We start from the raw sequence: 16,582 nt of genomic DNA on the forward strand, positions 1-16,582 counted from the left end.
CCCATCAAAGAAGACAAATTGCTGCTGCACTGTGAGGTATCGGATACGGGGATTGGCATTGAGGAGAGTCAGCAGGAGTTGCTGTTCCAGGCGTTTGGCCAGGCCGATTCATCCATCTCCCGCCGCTTTGGCGGTACTGGTCTTGGATTAGTGATAACCAAGCGCCTCATTAATCAGATGGGCGGCCAGATAGGCTTCAGTTCCAGGGTGGGCAAAGGCTCTACCTTCTGGTTTACCTTACCACTGATGACCAGCCAATTCTCCATAGGTGAACCACTGCCACTGGAACAGCTTAGCGCCAAGACGGTATTGCTGTTTGAACCCAGACCCTTGACCCGCTCTGTGCTCAACCGCCGCCTGCAACATTGGCAGATGCAGGTCAACAGTGTCCACACTGTGCCGCAACTGGAAGCCGAGCTTGCTCAGGACAAGGCACATTTCGACTATGTGCTGCTCGGCTGTCACGGCTTCGATGGTCCATCCCAATTGCAGTCAGTACTTAAGAGCGCCAGACAAGTCACCGAGGCCCTTATCGCCCTATTTGACTGCCATAACCAGGAAGCGCTGGAGCGTTATATCCGTCCCGCGGTGGATCTGGTGTTGAGTATCCCCGCCAGCGAATACCTGATGGCACGCAATATGATTTATCTGCCACAGGAGTCGGAGCTCAAACCCGCCCGCCCCCAATTGGTAGAGCCGCAGCAGCGCCACAAACTCAATGTGCTGGCGGTGGATGATAACCCGGCCAACCTCAAGCTGATTGACACCCTACTCGATGAACTGGTTACAGGGGTGACCACCGCCAGTAATGGCGAGCAGGCGGTCAACCTTGCCAAAAAACGCAGTTTTGATTTGATCTTTATGGATATTCAAATGCCGGGGACTGATGGTATTACCGCCACCCGGCTCATCCGTCAGGACTCGCTGAATCGTAATACACCGATAGTCGCGGTCACGGCCCATGCCATCAATGAGGAGCGCGAGCGGATCCTCAATAGTGGCATGGACGGCTATCTGCCCAAGCCTATCGATGAAGCCGCACTGAAAGGAGTGATCAGTCGCTGGATCACCCGGCCCAAGTTTACTCATTTTGATCAACATACCCTCAACTGGGAACTGTGTTTGACCCAGGCCAACCAGAAGCAGGATCTGGCACTGGATATGCTCAGAATGTTGATTGATTCCATGCCCAAAACCAGAGCCACCATACAAGAGTCACTGGAACAAAATGACGTAGACGAAATGAAGGCCTGTGTTCACAAACTGCACGGTGCCTGTTGCTACTGCGGCGTACCGACGCTGCAAAAACTCTGTCAAACTGTGGAAGGCGGTCTCAAGCAAGGCAATAACATTACCGAGCTGGAGCCGGAAATACTGGAGTTACTTGATGAGCTAACTAAGGTAGAATCCGCGGCAAAACAAGTGATATCCCAACTTTCGATGGATTTAACCGATGACAACTAAACCTGGCTTCTTTAAACGCCTGAAGGCACTGGAACTGCCGCAAAAAAAACTCTTTGCCGTGGCATTATGCCAACGTATGTACCCCAACTACCAACTGTTTTCCGAAGTGTGTGAGTTCGGAGATCCCCAAGTATTGGATACTGTGCTGAATCTGCTGTGGCAGTCTTTGTATGACCGTAAACTCAAGTTGAACCTTGAGCTGCAGATGGCTAAATTGGAAGAAAACACCCCGGAACCGGCCCAATTCGACGCCTATGGAGTCTACCCTGCCATGGATGCTGCTGTGGCGCTCAGTTCACTGCTTGGCGCGCTGGAAAGCAAGGTGGAAGACGACATCACCAATATCTCCAAGTTGTCATCCGGTACTGTCGCCAACTATATTGAAGCCATTGCCGATCCCGAATTGGATGGAGAGGCATTGGACGAGTTTGTCTTCAGCCACGAAGTAATGCAGGAAGAGCGCGAGTTGCAGGCATCCTTGCTGGAAATTATCGAGGAAAACCCGCAGATAACCGCAGATTTTGTCAAAGCACTGCGCAAGGAAATCGTCATGAACGGCGTATCCAACATAGGAATAAGCGTTCAACAAGATGCGTAAGCTGGTTTATCGCGGTTATATCCTCAGTAATACCGATGGCCTTACCGACAGCTGGACCCTGACCATAGGCCAGACCAGCCGCACCGGCTCTTTGTTCGAACTGAGAAGGCAAATCAACTTCTTTGAAGAGTTGGGGGTATTGCCACAGCCCAGAATGACTGATCAGCAGGTCACAGACAATTCATCGGCTCCCCAAGGGAAGACAAGAAATAAACAGCTCTCCCCAAAGCAACATTTCCGCAAAAGCAGTAAACCATAAGGCCGGACGGGCAAATAGTCCGGCTTAGGGTTTATCTATTTCAAGCATATCCAACATCCATAAACCCTGCCCTTTTGCGGTTTGGGTGCTTTGAAGGGTTGGCTCTCCAGGGCCTTGAGTTTAATCAAATCATTCTTGTCTCCCTCCTGGCTATCAATTACTCTGAAACCATATTGGCAATGGATAGCTTAACTTCAGCCCAAAGGTCCAAACCTAAGAAACAACATAAAGCTTGATGTAAAGCAACCGCTTTAGGCCGGGACGTGAAGGCTAGATGGGATGCCCTCAGGATCATCCACCAAGTAACAGGGAAGTTTGTCATCTCTCCCAGTTGCAATAAATCAACTCAACATACTGTCTGGCGGAATTCAAGATGCTTAGTTCATCAGCATCACCCAATAGACTCTGTGTGAAAAGTTAACCAAAAGTTTCTCTACGGCCAGTATTGTTATATCTCTACCATCTCAGGTATTAGCCAAAAACAATCACTTTTGGGAGACTCAACTTGACCATTAAAGCGCTGCTTTTTCTTATCTGCCTGTCGGCATCGGGTATTGCCCATATAAAAACGGCCAAAGCAGACACTGTCGCCGATCAAGCGCCAGGGTCTGAACATGCACTGCAAAGACTCAGTAGCAAAAGCCAGCCCAAGACCCAGGTGATGATACTCGGCACCCTGCACCTAAGCAGTATTCAACAGCAATTGGACAGCAGCTCGCTATCCTCCATCCTTGAGCCCCTCTCCCGTTACCAGCCTACGGCCATAGCGGTGGAGTCACTGCGGCCACAGGATATCGCGGCCATGATCAACGGCTCTGGCGAGTATCAAACTGTGTTGGATCATTTTGTGGGACAAAGATTTCTGGCGCTGGCGATAAAAGAGCAGCAGGCGTTGCGACTCTCGGCGCAAAAGGCGCTTGAGAGTCTGGAGCCCTTATTGGACGAAACAAGCCTTGAACCTGTGCAGCGAGCAAGGCTCATCAAGTTAGCCGTTGCCGCCTATCACAAAGAGTTAGCCCTGCTGCACTGGCATTATTTGGACAAAACCGCAGCGAGTTCAACTATTTCCACCGAGTTGCAGCACTATCTGGAGCAACTTGCCTCGAGCAATAACGAGAAAAACACCCTTGGCAACAACCTGGCCATGACACTGAAGCTCAAGCGGATTTATCCGATAGATGATCATCTGGATAAAGATCTCTACCGCCCCATCGAAGCGCGACTGCTGGAGTCTTACAATCAGTCGCCCCATGCCGCCGCTTTGGCCAAAAGCGACTATATCAACAAGCCACAAAGACTGAAGACAGAGGCGCTTGAAACAGGCAACTGGTTGCCGCTCTTTTCCTGGCTAAACAGCCAGGAGTACCAGAGGGCCGTCATTGACCAGGAGTGGAGCCTGTTTATCGATAAAGATTTACCCCCGGATGCGGCGCTCTCCCGGGTTGCTCTTTGGGAGATACGCAATCTCAACATGAGCTCCCACATAATGCGCGTGGTGGCGGCTAACCCTGGAGGTCGGGTGCTGGTGATAGTCGGAGCCAGCCACAAGGTGTTTCTGGAGCAGTATTTGGCCAATATGTTAGGGGTTAAACTGATCCAGCCGCAGCAGTATTTTACTCCCCCCAAAAGTCCACATGACAACCACTAAAGAGCCAATGGCTGGTTTTAGTTGTCAACAAGGAACCCCATGAAACAATTACAAAGTGTCGCCTGGCTACATGAGAAAAACGCTGAAGTCTTGTGTGTCAAATCCAAGGGCAAAGATAAATTCTTTATTCCCGGCGGCAAACCTGAACCGGGTGAAACCCTTGAACAAGCCCTGACTCGGGAGTTAAAGGAAGAACTCAGCATAGAACTGCAGCAAAGCACCATTTGCTACAGATTCAGCATCACGGATAAGGCCTTTGGCCTTGAGAACACTGAGCTGACGATGCACTGTTTCAGCGCGGGCTTTAGTGGCAACATCAATTCTGCCGCCGAGATAGAAAGTCAGGAGTGGATAGGTATAGCAGATATGGCAAAATGCGCACCGGCGGCGCAGCAGGCGATTGCAAGACTGCTTGACTGTGACCATTGAATCGACGTTTGCTAAAGCAGCCTTGTCCAACTTGGTCTATCCAGCCGCCAGATAACACAGAGTCAGGCTCGCACTCGCAAGCGAGCCAGGGAGAACACAAATGGACAAAAAACGGCAACAAACTGACGGTAGCGTTTCTATCGACCATAAAATTGCTGCCTTGGGCGGCTGGCGCGCCGAGATGCTTGGCCATATCCGTGAACTTATCAAGGCCGCTATTCCCGAGGTAGTTGAAGAGTGCAAATGGGTAAAGCCAACCAACCCGTCCGGTGTACCTGTATGGTCAAGCCAAGGCATACTCTGTACCGGCGAGTCATACAAAGCCAAATTAAAACTCACATTTGCCAATGGCGCTTCGCTGGCGGATCCCCACAAACTGTTTAATGCTGGCCTTGAGGGCAAACAGCGTAGAGCCATAGATATTACCCAGGGCCAATCTTTGGATGAAACGGCTTTCAAGGCACTGATAAGCGCCGCTGCCGACTTCAACCACAACAAGGCACTGAAACAATCAAAGCGGTAAGTGGGCTGCCAGAGCGGCAGCATAGATGCACCAAGCTAAAGATATACAAATCTAAGGAAGGTCAATGAATAACCCGTTTATTCGCCGTTTGGCACTATTGTTTTTCCCCTTATTTTCCCTCTGCCTGGCGCCCGCGGCATTTGCCGAAACGGATGAGCTTTTTAAGCAGTATCTACAGGGCCATTATCAGCTGGTTGGCAAAGCCATTGATTCAAATGCCAGCTACACCGGCAAGATGAGCATTTATGAGCAGGGCGGCGAACTTAAGGTACACCGGGAGATAGAAGGCTTAAGCATTCAAGGGACTGCGGCGATAGAGCCAGTGCTGAACGGCGATGCCAAGGTGCTTAGGATCCGCTTTCAGCAACAAGAGCGGGATATTGAAGCCAGCTGCCTGTGGCGCGGCGATCTGGATAACTATGCCCGCATCAGCTGCTACCTGTATCATCCGGGGCAAGACACAGAAAACCCAGGTTTGGAGGCGCTGTTTCACTTGAGATAATTGCCAGGATTAACAACCCGGCTTGCCAGTACGCGTTCAACACCTTTAACTCTCTTTAACAATCAAACAGGGAAGTCACTATGAATCGTAAGCTCATCGCTTTAATCAGCAGCGCCTTAATGCTGGTTATTGGCACTACTGCGCAGGCCTGCACCCGCGCCGTCTATCACGGTGAACAGCAGTTGGTGATCACCGCCCGCTCCATGGACTGGCGCGACGAGATCCCGGCGAGCCTGTGGCTGTTTCCCCGCGGCATGCTGCGTCATGGGGCAGTCGGCGACAACTCAGTCACCTGGACCTCACGCTACGGCAGCCTGATCACCAGCGCCTTTGATATCTCCAGCACCGACGGCATGAATGAAAAAGGTCTGGTGGCCAATCTGCTCTGGCTGGCAGAGTCGAGTTATCCCGAGTACCAGGGTAAACGAAAAGGCTTGTCGGTCGCCGCCTGGGTGCAATATGTACTGGATAACTTTGCCACTGTTGCAGAAACAGTCGAGGCGCTGAGAGCCGAACCTTTTGTGGTGGTTTCCGCCAATATTCCCGGTACTCAACGCTTTGCCACCCTGCATCTGTCGATTTCCGATGCCACAGGTGACAGCGCCATATTCGAGTATATAGACGGCAAGCTGGTGATCCATCACGATCCAAAGTACCGGGTCATGACCAACTCCCCCATCTTCGAGCAGCAACTGGCACTGAACCAGTATTGGCAGCAGATTAGCGGCTTTACCATGTTGCCTGGAACCAACCGCGCCGCCGACCGGTTTGTCAGGGCCTCTTTCTATATGGATGCCATTCCCAAGACAGCCAATACCCGGGTGGCGGTAGCCGGCGCCTTCAGCGTCATACGTAACGCCTCTGTGCCTTTCGGTATAGCTTCCGAGACCGAACCGAATATCTCTTCGACCCGTTGGCGCTCGGTCTCTGATCATAAAAATCGGGTGTATTACTTTGAAACCGCCTTGACCCCCAACACCTTCTGGGTCGATATGAAAGGCATCGACTTTGGTAAGCTGCAAGAAGTGAAAAAGCTGGCCATCAACAACAGCAGCATCTACTCAGGTAATGCGTTGCAAGACTTTGTCACGGCCAAGCCCTTTACGTTCGCGGGGCTTTAATCTCTAAACAGACTGGGAGCCTAAGACTCCCAGTCTGCCTTGCCCAACCTGCTATTGAATGCACCTACCGAATAAAGGACTCAAACTGTTCAGCCCGGCTTAAGGCTGATAGCTGATACTGTGAACTCTAAGAACCTTTGCAGGAGTCCTGTGGATGAAGCAGTCCAACACCTTAGGCAAAAAATATTTCCCCGCCAAAAAAACTGTACTCTGGATGTTTTCGGCCCTGGCCCTTGGCTCACTCTCCGGCTGCGGCTGGTTTGCCGCAGATGAAAAGACACAACTGGAGCAGCAGTGGCTCGCCAAAGATCAAGAGTTACAACAAGCCATTGAGCAGATCCGCTCTCAAGGTCTGGATGCCATCAATCGCAGCGCCGAGGTCAGCTCAATGACCGCCTGCGTCGCTGAAAAGCTCAGTCACGATCCGCTTGGTGAACTGATCCAGGTCGATGGCGTCCTGGCAGAGCCCGCCAGGGTCAGCGAGCTGCTCGGCCAAATTCAACAGCTACTGGAGCAAGGCTTCAGCTTTGAAAACGCGGCCGCACTACTGAATAAGGGTGCGGATCTCGCCGCCTATGTCAGCACACTTATCGAATCCCAGGGAATAGACAAGGCTTTGGCAGATGTCGAACAGCTACTGAAAAACGGCACTGATATTAAGGATCAGCAACTCGGTGGCCACCTGCAAACCCTGCTGAACCAATGCCGCCAATCCTCTCCTAAAGGAAATGGATAACGGCTGAACGTCATTCCGCTAGAAAAGGTGGCGGCTATCCATTACCTGCCACCAGCTTAAGCAAAGCTCAATCACTGTTGGGATCTTACCGCCGCTCTCCCCTCCCCTTGCTCGCCAAGGACTTGGCTACAGGCGCCACAGACTCACCAAATAAAAGAGAAATCCCAGTTACCCAATTAGACACTCAAACCAAAAACCAGTTTTTATCGCCACCAAAACAACAAAAACCAGACAATTGCGCCATAGCTTTAAATCTTGGCTGTGATAGAGTCTCTATGAACAAGGATCCGAGTCTGAACGTAATGGAGGCCATATGAGCACAGCAGTTCCACGTACCGTCACATCTCCCAAAAAGTTCATTATTGGCAAAGGCTTATTGTCAAAAATGCATGAATATGTACATGACTTCGGCGACAATGCTTTTATTATCGCCGATGAGTTTATTCTCAGCAGGCTTGAGGATGAAGCCCTGACGGGGCTTGAGCAAAACGGCATCAGCAACCAACTGGAAAAATTCAACTACGAGTGCAGTGAAGTCGAGATCCAGCGCCTTGTCGCCCTGGCTGAACAAGCCCACGCCAACGTCATTGTCGGTGTCGGCGGCGGTAAGACACTGGATGCCGCCAAGGCCGTTGCCTTCCATCTCAAGCACCCTGTTGTCCTGTACCCCACCATAGCGTCAACCGATGCACCCTGTACGGCTTTATCAGTGATTTATACCGAAGCGGGTGAATTTGAACGCTATCTGTTCCTGCCACAGAATCCGGATGCTGTGATTGCCGACACCAGCATCATCGCCGCCGCGCCGGCGCGTTTCTTTGCTGCAGGCATAGGCGACGCTCTGGCCACCTACTTTGAAGCCAGGGCCTGTTATCAAGCCGATGGTGTCAACCTGGTGCTAAAAAAGCCTTCGCGTACCGGTCTTGGTCTGGCACAACTGTGCTATCAATTGCTGAGTGAAAACGTGGCCGCCGCCATGGATGCGGTAAACAACAAAATAGTGACCCCGGCGCTGGAGCAAACCATAGAGGCAACCATCTATTTAAGCGGTGTTGGTGCCGAAGCCGGCGGCCTGGCGGCAGCGCACGCCGTCAATAACGGCATGTCGGCGGTTGCCGATCTGCATGGTGCCCAGCATGGCGAAAAGGTGGTCTTTGGCCTCTTGACCCAACTGGTGCTGGAAAACGCCCCACAGAGCGAAATCGACAATGTTGTCCGTATCATTAAAACCGCAGGTTTACCGCTGACTTTGGCGGATATGGGGCTGAAACACTTCCGTGAGGAGGAGTGGCGTAAAGTTGCCGAAATTGCCTGTGCCGAAGGCGATACCATGGGCAATATGCCTATGGCGGTCAGTGCCGATGATGTTTATCAGGCGATGATCGCAGCCAACGCCATGGCCGAGCGCTATAGCCACCGAAACTGACGATATACAAACAGCACAACCCCTCTCCCGAAAGGGAGGGGTTGCATCTTTCCTCACGCAAGAACAAGGCGATAGGTTGCACTTTTGTTAACAGCTGCTGTTTTTAAGTTTTTTAAAAACAAAGAACTAACAAGAAAGGATTAAAAATCACCAACCGGTAGACATCAGACTGCCGACGTGACCAAGATCACACAAACATCGCCATTTAAAGCGTAGAAAGGTTTGAGCTTTTTTTGCCACTCGCCCCTGAGGGGCAGAACCCACGATAACTTCAAACATTTTCACCCGATGCCAGGAGTTGGCGTCAATACCCTATTACTTGCAACGCTGGGAGGAACACATGGCATATGCAACAATTAATCCCTTCACGGGAGAGCTCATCAAAGAATTTCCCAATGCCACTGACGCCGAAGTCACACAGGCAATTGAGTCGGCCCACCAGGCCTTTTTAAGTTGGCGCAATACCTCTTTTACCGACAAAGCTGAAATACTCAATCGGGCTGCAACCCTGCTCAGAGACAGCAAGCGCCGTTACGCCGAACTGCTGACCCTGGAAATGGGTAAAGTCATTGGAGAGGCCGAAGCTGAAGTCGAACTGTCGGCGCAGATCCTCGAATACTATGCACAGCATGCCGAGAGACTGCTGGCACCACAGAAACTGCCGGTGGCCGATCCCGCCGAAGGGGAAGCGCTGCTGGTCAATGAACCTCTTGGGGTCTTGCTGGCCATTGAACCCTGGAACTTCCCCTATTACCAGATAGCCAGGATCTTGGCACCGCAACTTTCTGCCGGCAACACCCTGCTGCTGAAACACGCTTCCAATGTGCCTCAGTGCGCCGCCGCTTTCGAGAGCCTGATGCGGGATGCCGGCCTACCACAGGGAGCCTTCCAGAACCTGTATGCTACCCGGGATCAAGTCGAGCAGATCATCAACTCACCCAAGGTACATGGCGTGGCACTGACCGGCTCTGAAGGTGCAGGCGCCGTTATTGCCTCTCAGGCCGGTAAGGCACTGAAAAAATCCACCCTGGAACTGGGCGGCTCTGACGCCTTTATCGTGCTGGAAGATGCCGAGCTTGAGAAAACCATAGATTGGGCGGTATTCGGCCGTCACTGGAACGCCGGTCAGGTGTGTGTTTCATCCAAACGGATGATCCTGGTGGAAGCCATCTATGACAAGTTCATGGAAGGCTATACCAAAGGCGTAGCCGCGCTTAAAGCCGGTGACCCTATGGATCCGAATACGACTCTGGCACCTCTGTCTTCCCAGGGTGCTGCCGATGAAGTGAAGCAAAAAATTCGTGAAGCGGTTGAGCATGGTGCCACAGCCACCGAAGTTGGCCCCAAAGTGCCGGAGCAAGGCGCTTTTGTACAGCCAACCATACTTACCAATGTGACCCCGGACAACCCGGCTTACTATTGGGAGTTCTTCGGCCCTGTCTCAATGATCCTCAAGGCCAAGGATGAACAGGAAGCGATTGCCATTGCCAACGATTCGCCCTTCGGCCTCGGTGGCTCTGTGTTCACCGCCGATGAACAACGCGGTCTGGCGGTAGCCAAGCAAGTCTCTACCGGGATGATGTTTGTGAACCACCCCACCATGGTTAAGGCCGATCTGCCCTTTGGCGGCATCCGCCGCTCCGGCTATGGTCGTGAGTTGATAGACCTCGGATTGAAAGAGTTCGTTAACCACAAGCTGATCAACGTGGTGGATATTAACGCCCCCTTCTGATCGCGCTTGAAGCATACTTGATTAGATTAAGACCCGGCCACCGGGCCGGGTCTTTTATCGCCACAATCAAATCGACTTGCAAACTGACAGGTTTCGGCACAAAGCACAGGACTGCGCAACGCCCAAAGCGGAATAGCCAATGGTATGACCCTTGTATTCAGTACCTTGCCCATGTCATCTTAACCGATACCTAATACTCAAACCCGCGTAATTCATGTCCGGACTGGAAAAGAAACTGCCGCCCCTGGCGCTCTTGCTGCTGTTTGCGCTACTGTTGCAGCTAACATCCTATTACTTGCCCTCTTCAAACCTGCATCCGACCTTTAGTTTGGGGCTCGCTGTTTCTCTGTTGACTGCTGGGCTGGTTATTCCTTTGGCTGGAGTGCTGAGCTTCAAACGCCATGGAACCACGCCGGATCCCAGAGTGCCCGAACAGAGTTCGGCCTTGGTGACCTCAGGTATTTACCGCTGCTCACGCAACCCCATGTACCTGGGGTTTGTGCTCTTGCTGCTGGCACAAGCCGTCTTTCTCAACTGCCTCTGGTTACTGATTTTAATCGCCCTGTTCGCGGCCTACTTGCAACACTTTCAGATCCTTCCGGAAGAAAGGGCAATGCAGCAACTCTTTGGTGACAGCTACCGCTTGTATTGTCAAAAAGTCAGGCGCTGGATTTAGCCGCTTATTTGGCGAAGGAAAGCATAGCTGCCCCTAAGATGCTTGCTCCCACAGCACTATGGCTGTGACCCAGTTCACAACCATATTATCCGCCGCTAATTCAGCTTCCCAGTTTGCATCTTTAGCTCATACCCGAGACGCTATCGCTGCACATCTCTGGCATAATTGATGCTGACGGTCAACCACATATTTTTGAGACACTGCCATGCCCCTGTTTGCCAGAGCCTCCGCCTTCGCCGATTTTATCTACCGCCATTCCCGTGCCGTACATACGGTAAAACTAGCCTTGGCGCTGTTTATTGCCGCCGCCATCAATGCCATCTGGTCCCTGCCTCACTTTGTCTGGAGCATGGTCACCATAGTGATCATCATGATGGGCCTGCCACAAGTGGGCGGCGCTATCGAAAAATCACTGCAGCGGGCCATAGGCACCTGCCTGGGCTCGGCTTACGGGGTCTCATTGGTGATCTTGATGAATGGCTATTGGGATCTGATGGGGTTGCTGATCCTCGGGGTCAGCATAGTCTGTTATCTCAACGCCGGCCGTTACAGCTATGCCTATCTGGTGGCGGGATTCACCATGATTATAGTGATAGGTGACGCCAACCACGACACCTCGGAAGCTCTGTGGCGTACCGCCAATATTCTTATCGGATGCGTGATTGCCGTGCTGGTCTCCCTGTTTGTATTGCCAATCAAGGCCAAACAAGACTGGCGGGCACAGCTGGCAAGCTCACTGAAAATCATGACCCAAGTGCTGGAACAACATCTCAATGCCGGCCAGGAAGAGCCGGAAAATGCCCGTAAATCGCTGGAGACGGCAATGAAGGCGGTGCTGGCGCAGAAAAAGCTGCTGTTTTCGCTGGAATGGGAAAGCCAAACATTAAAGAAAGAGGCCGCTACTCTGACCGAGCTGGCCAACAAACAGATAAGGGTGATCACGCTTTTGGAGCTGCTACTGCTCACCCGCTGGAAGGCCGAAGAAGATGCGGCTTACGCCAGAGTCAAACAGGTGGCCAGTGGGCTACAGCGAGAGTTCGCCTATCTGGCAGACTATGTGGCCGGCAACACACCCGACTGCCCCAAACTCCCCCTGGGACTTGGTTATCAATTGCAGCAACAGCTACTTAAGCAACTGCCATCTGAGCCGAGCGACAACACACCGGAAGCGGCCCATCAAGACTTTGCGCTCAGCGGTTACAGCTGGCTTATCTATCAACTGGCCCAGGCACTGCTGGCCATTCATGGCGAGCTGGCCAGCCTGGATCTGGCCTATAAGCGCAAAGCATCTTCCCAGCGCCAGTTGGATATTCCCGATTAACCCGTCAATTGCCGGGCGTTACAGTCGCAACAGATCCTGCTGATGAAAGTGGATCACCACCTCGGGGTCGAGCTTGAGTGCCAGATCCAGTATATGGCTGATGCTGAAGGGTCCCTCGCCCATCTGGCTTAAGCTGTTGTAATAGCCGAGTAAGGGTAAGGCCCAGTCCCGGCGCCTTTCAATCAGCTGTTGGTACAACAGGGCCGCCTCTTGGTATTGTTTCTGCTCATAGCTCAGCATGGCTTTGAGATAGACAAGCTGCAAGTAAGCACGGCCCTGACGCTTCAATCCCTTGTCGAGCTGCGCCAGAGCCTCATCGTACCGCCCCAACGCCCGCAAGCTGACAGCCTGATAGAACTGCAGCTTATCCAGATAGTCATACTGCCTCGCAGCGCGTTGATAACTCTTGAGCGCCACCTCATGCTGGCCCATTTGTGCCAGGATATTGCCTTTGAGCATCTGGCCATCGGCCCAAAGCTGAGGCTGGTTATTGAGATAGCGGTTTATCTGCTCCAGCGCCGCCGGATAGTCCCGGGTTTCATAGAGTGTCCTGGCAATATCCAACCTGAGATCCCGCTCCGATCCCAAAGCCTCGGCTTTGCGGTAATCGGCCAGTGCGCCGATATAGTCCGGGCTCAGGCGCTGGGAATAAGCGGACAGCACCTGAGCCTTGGCCGCGGCGCGGAAAAAATACAGCTCAGAGTCCTTGGACAACATGGACTCGGCCTTGTCATAGGCCGCCACCGCCTTGGAATAATTGGGGAGATTGCTGAAGTAATAAAGCTGCCCAAGCAAAAATGCCAGCCGAGCGGAGTCCGGGTAATTTTCTATGGCCGCATCCAGTCTGGGCGCCGCCTCTGCCATCTTCCTTTCAAAAATAAGCTTTTGAATCACTTTAATTTCTGAGTTTGGCACTTTCTGCCCGGCGACAGCATGTTGCAACAGGCTTGAGCCCAGTGACAGACTCAACAATAAACCCGGCAACACCCGCCAGCATAGACGATTTACGATGAGAGAACTGGACGACATAAGCTTCCTTTCTTTATATCTTTGGCTTTTCTCGATTAAATTTGTATCTTTCGAGTTTTCAAATACTGCGTCTTGGCATCAGTCCCAAATCAGTTCGCGATAGTGCTTGCGACATACAGACTCATAACTCTCGTTGCCACCTATGGCTACCTGCTCTCCTTCTCGTACCGGGTTGCCTGAACCGTCACGACGGATCACCATATTGGCCTTGCGACCACAGTGACAGATGGTTTTCAGCTCTACCAGCTTATCGGCCCAGGCCAACAGGTACTGGCTGCCGACAAACAGTTCGCCTTGGAAATCGGTACGCAAACCGTAACAGAGTACGGGAATATCCAGGATGTCGACCACATAAGCCAGTTGCTTGACCTGCTCTTTACTGAGGAACTGGGATTCATCAAACAGCACGCAGTGCAGAGGCTGGCGCTCATGTTCGGCGCGGATCATCTCAAGTAGATTATCGTCATGGGCAAAAATGCGTGCATCACATTCAATACCGATCCTGGAGGCGACCTTTCCCACGCCAAAACGGTCATCTATCGCCGGGGTCATCACCAGGGTGTGCATGCCGCGTTCACGATAGTTATAGGATGACTGCAGTAAAGAGGTGGATTTTCCGGCATTCATCGCCGAATAGTAGAAATATAGTTGCGCCAAAACGGCTCTCCCCTGAGAAAAATTCCGGCCGCAATTTTACACTTTTTACCACATAAATACAGGACGCGTGCCCCTTGCGGCCAAACTTGGGAATTGATTCAGCATTCACTAAATCTACTCATTAAAATCAATTTGTTACACTTCTATCTCAATCAGCCTCTGGCATATAAACATCCGGATTAGGTAGGCTATAATCATCAAATTCAGCCACTTTTAAGCAACAAGTGCTAAATTGCGCTAAAAAACTCATAACTAAAGATGGAAGTCATATCAATGCGAAAATCTCTTCTGGCGCTGGCCGTTGGCGCCACTCTGGCTATTTCTGGCTGCAGTACCCACACGCCTCAGGATACCAATCTGGCAAGTGCTGAAGCCGCCCAAAACAACCCACTTTTTGCCAAGAGCACCTTGCAATATCAGGCTCCGGATTTTCGGCTAATCAAAGATGAACACTTCAAGCCTGCACTGGAAGCCGGTATCGCCGAGCACTACCAGGAAGTGCTGGCCATTGCCAACAATCCAGAAAAACCCACTTTTGCCAACACTATCGTGGCGTTGGAAAAGTCCGGTGAACTGCTAAACCGCGCCTCAAGCGTTTTCTATAACCTGACCAGCTCCAACTCCAACCCTGAACTGCGTAAAATTCAGGGTGAAATGGCGCCCAAGATGGCGGCCCATTCAGACAACGTCAACCTCAACCCAGAGCTGTTTGCCCGTATCGACAGCCTCTACTCCCAGCGTCAGCAACTGAACCTGAGCAGCGAAGAAGTGCGCCTTATTGAGGTGTACCACCAACGCTTTGTGCTCGCCGGCGCCAAGCTGACCGAGAGCGAGAAAGCCCAGATCCGTGCTCTGAACGAAGAACAGTCCAAGCTGGTGAACGAATTCCAGCAACGATTGATGCGGATGAACAAAGAGATTGCCGTAACTGTGACTGACGTCGTCCAATTGGAGGGTCTGTCCGACTCGGCCATTCGCAATGCCGCGGCCGATGCCAAGGCCGCCGGTCTCGATGGTCAATACCTTATCAGCATCACCAACACCACTCGCCAGCCTGTGCTGACGCAGCTGAAAAATCGAGAGCTGAGAAAGCAGATCTGGGAAGCCTCGGCCTACCGCGGTCTTGAAGGTGAGAATGAAACCGCCTCTCTGGTGGCTCGTCTGGCGCAGCTGCGCGCCGAGCGTGCCGCCCTGCTGGGCTTTGATAACTGGGCCAGCTACCGCCTGAGCCCACAAATGGCCAAGACACCCGAGGCCGTCTATGAAATGTTCGGCTCCATGGTGCCGGCCGTTGTCGCCAACACCCAGAAAGAAGCCGCCGATATCCAGGCGATGATCGACAAGACAGGTGGCAATTTCCAGCTCAAACCTTGGGACTGGGCCTTCTACGCCGAGCTGGTGCGCCAGGAGAAGTATGATCTGGATGAGGCCAGCCTCAAGCCTTACTTTGAATTCAATCGGGTGTTGGAAGATGGCGTCTTCTTTACCCTCAACCAACTCTATGGGGTGACCTTCAAGCCTCGGCCGGATCTGCCGGTTTATCACCCTGACGTCAAAGCCTGGGAAATGTTTGATGCCGATGGCAGCAGCATGGCCATCTTCTACGGCGACTATTTCGCCCGCGAAGGCAAGCGTGGCGGTGCCTGGATGAGCTCTTTCGTCAGTCAGAACCTGCTCAAGGGTGAAAAGCCTGTGGTGGTCAATGTAATGAACATCAAGAAGGCGCCTGAAGGCGAAGCCACCTTCGTCAGCTATGATGAAGTAACCACCATGTTCCACGAGCTGGGCCATGGCACTCATGGTATGTTCTCCAAGGTGACTTACCCTAGCCTGTCCGGTACTGCAGTATCCCGTGACTTTGTCGAATTCCCATCCACCTTCGAAGAGGACTGGGCCGGTCATCCACAAGTGTTGGCCAACTACGCCAAGCATTACCAAACCGGTGAACCTTTACCCAAGGCGATGCTGGACAAGTTGCTGAAGTCCCGCAGTTTCAACCAGGGCTTCGACACCCTGGAGTATATGGCCGCCGCCCTGGTAGACATGGAATGGCATTCGCTGGACAAGGATGCACCGCTGCAAAATGTGGCCGAATTTGAAGCCAAGGCGCTTGAAAAACACGGCCTGAATATTGAAGCCGTGCCACCACGTTACAAGTCGACCTACTTTGCCCACGCCTTCCCGGGTGGCTACAGCGCCAGCTACTACGCCTATATGTGGAGCGAAATCCTCGCGGCCGATGCCTTTGCCTATGTGCAGAGCCAAGGCGGCCTCAAGCGGGATATCGGTATGAAGTATCGCAAGACTATCCGCGAAGTGGGTAACAGCGTGCCACCTATGGAAGCCTACAAAAACTTCCGTGGTCAGGAGCCTACAACCGATGCCCTACTCAAGCGTCGCGGTCTGCTCTAATAAGCCTTCACCTAAGCCATAGAGACACCTCTGTGGCTTAAATAACAAA

16 protein-coding genes are annotated in these 16,582 nt (G+C 52.3%); 14 read left to right on the plus strand and 2 right to left on the minus strand.

Translation table 11 applies throughout. The features are described from left to right. The 13 genes from SIL79_RS00005 to SIL79_RS00065 form a co-directional block, all read left to right on the plus strand. On the plus strand, window positions 1-1,464 hold a 1,464-nt coding region (locus tag SIL79_RS00005), incomplete at its 5' end, for a response regulator (RefSeq protein ID WP_319618877.1). Continuing rightward, entirely contained in the window at window positions 1,454-2,062 is a 609-nt protein-coding gene (locus SIL79_RS00010; RefSeq protein WP_101055012.1) for a YjaG family protein, read from the plus strand. The genes SIL79_RS00005 and SIL79_RS00010, both read left to right, overlap by 11 nt. Next, window positions 2,055-2,321 (plus strand): DUF3319 domain-containing protein, encoded by a 267-nt coding sequence (locus SIL79_RS00015; protein WP_039033721.1) that lies wholly within the window; start codon window positions 2,055-2,057, stop codon window positions 2,319-2,321. The genes SIL79_RS00010 and SIL79_RS00015 overlap by 8 nt, the downstream gene beginning before the upstream one ends. Window positions 2,322-2,826: 505 nt before the next feature. Then, complete coding sequence (locus tag SIL79_RS00020; RefSeq protein WP_319618878.1) at window positions 2,827-3,969, plus strand: DUF5694 domain-containing protein; 1,143 nt, start codon at window positions 2,827-2,829, stop codon at window positions 3,967-3,969. Between the two features lie 39 nt (window positions 3,970-4,008). Next, window positions 4,009-4,398 (plus strand): NUDIX hydrolase, encoded by a 390-nt coding sequence (locus tag SIL79_RS00025; protein ID WP_039033720.1) that lies wholly within the window; start codon window positions 4,009-4,011, stop codon window positions 4,396-4,398. Between the two features lie 100 nt (window positions 4,399-4,498). Then, window positions 4,499-4,921, plus strand: coding sequence for a DUF1801 domain-containing protein (locus SIL79_RS00030; protein ID WP_052248011.1), 423 nt, complete (start codon window positions 4,499-4,501; stop codon window positions 4,919-4,921). 64 nt (window positions 4,922-4,985) lie between these two features. Continuing rightward, complete coding sequence (locus SIL79_RS00035) at window positions 4,986-5,423, plus strand: hypothetical protein (protein ID WP_319618879.1); 438 nt, start codon at window positions 4,986-4,988, stop codon at window positions 5,421-5,423. An 80-nt stretch (window positions 5,424-5,503) separates the two neighbouring features. Next, on the plus strand, window positions 5,504-6,544 hold the full coding sequence (locus tag SIL79_RS00040; protein WP_319618880.1) for a linear amide C-N hydrolase: 1,041 nt from the start codon (window positions 5,504-5,506) through the stop codon (window positions 6,542-6,544). Window positions 6,545-6,698: 154 nt separating this feature from the next. Then, a complete protein-coding gene (locus tag SIL79_RS00045; RefSeq protein WP_313954992.1) occupies window positions 6,699-7,280 on the plus strand; it encodes a hypothetical protein in 582 nt (193 codons plus the stop codon). Window positions 7,281-7,593: 313 nt separating this feature from the next. Continuing rightward, complete coding sequence (locus SIL79_RS00050) at window positions 7,594-8,706, plus strand: glycerol dehydrogenase (protein WP_039033717.1); 1,113 nt, start codon at window positions 7,594-7,596, stop codon at window positions 8,704-8,706. 340 nt (window positions 8,707-9,046) lie between these two features. Further along, on the plus strand, window positions 9,047-10,438 hold the full coding sequence (locus tag SIL79_RS00055; RefSeq protein WP_039033716.1) for an NAD-dependent succinate-semialdehyde dehydrogenase: 1,392 nt from the start codon (window positions 9,047-9,049) through the stop codon (window positions 10,436-10,438). 214 nt (window positions 10,439-10,652) lie between these two features. Further along, window positions 10,653-11,114: a methyltransferase family protein gene (locus tag SIL79_RS00060; protein WP_234500703.1), complete on the plus strand. Its 462-nt coding sequence runs from the start codon at window positions 10,653-10,655 to the stop codon at window positions 11,112-11,114. Between the two features lie 205 nt (window positions 11,115-11,319). Further along, on the plus strand, window positions 11,320-12,435 hold the full coding sequence (locus SIL79_RS00065; protein ID WP_319618881.1) for an FUSC family protein: 1,116 nt from the start codon (window positions 11,320-11,322) through the stop codon (window positions 12,433-12,435). Between the two features lie 18 nt (window positions 12,436-12,453). On the opposite strand, the gene SIL79_RS00070 is transcribed toward SIL79_RS00065, so the two are convergent. Both SIL79_RS00070 and SIL79_RS00075 read right to left on the minus strand, forming a co-directional pair. Beyond that, entirely contained in the window at window positions 12,454-13,464 is a 1,011-nt protein-coding gene (locus SIL79_RS00070; RefSeq protein ID WP_319618882.1) for a tetratricopeptide repeat protein, read from the minus strand. A 78-nt stretch (window positions 13,465-13,542) separates the two neighbouring features. After that, a complete protein-coding gene (locus SIL79_RS00075; RefSeq protein WP_039033712.1) occupies window positions 13,543-14,121 on the minus strand; it encodes a thymidine kinase in 579 nt (192 codons plus the stop codon). A 273-nt stretch (window positions 14,122-14,394) separates the two neighbouring features. On the opposite strand from SIL79_RS00075, the gene SIL79_RS00080 reads away from it, so the two are divergent. After that, a complete protein-coding gene (locus tag SIL79_RS00080) occupies window positions 14,395-16,533 on the plus strand; it encodes a M3 family metallopeptidase (RefSeq protein WP_233962747.1) in 2,139 nt (712 codons plus the stop codon). The last annotated feature ends 49 nt before the right edge of the window (window positions 16,534-16,582 follow it).

The organism is Shewanella indica (assembly GCF_033842865.1).
GTDB classification, from domain to species: domain Bacteria; phylum Pseudomonadota; class Gammaproteobacteria; order Enterobacterales; family Shewanellaceae; genus Shewanella; species Shewanella indica.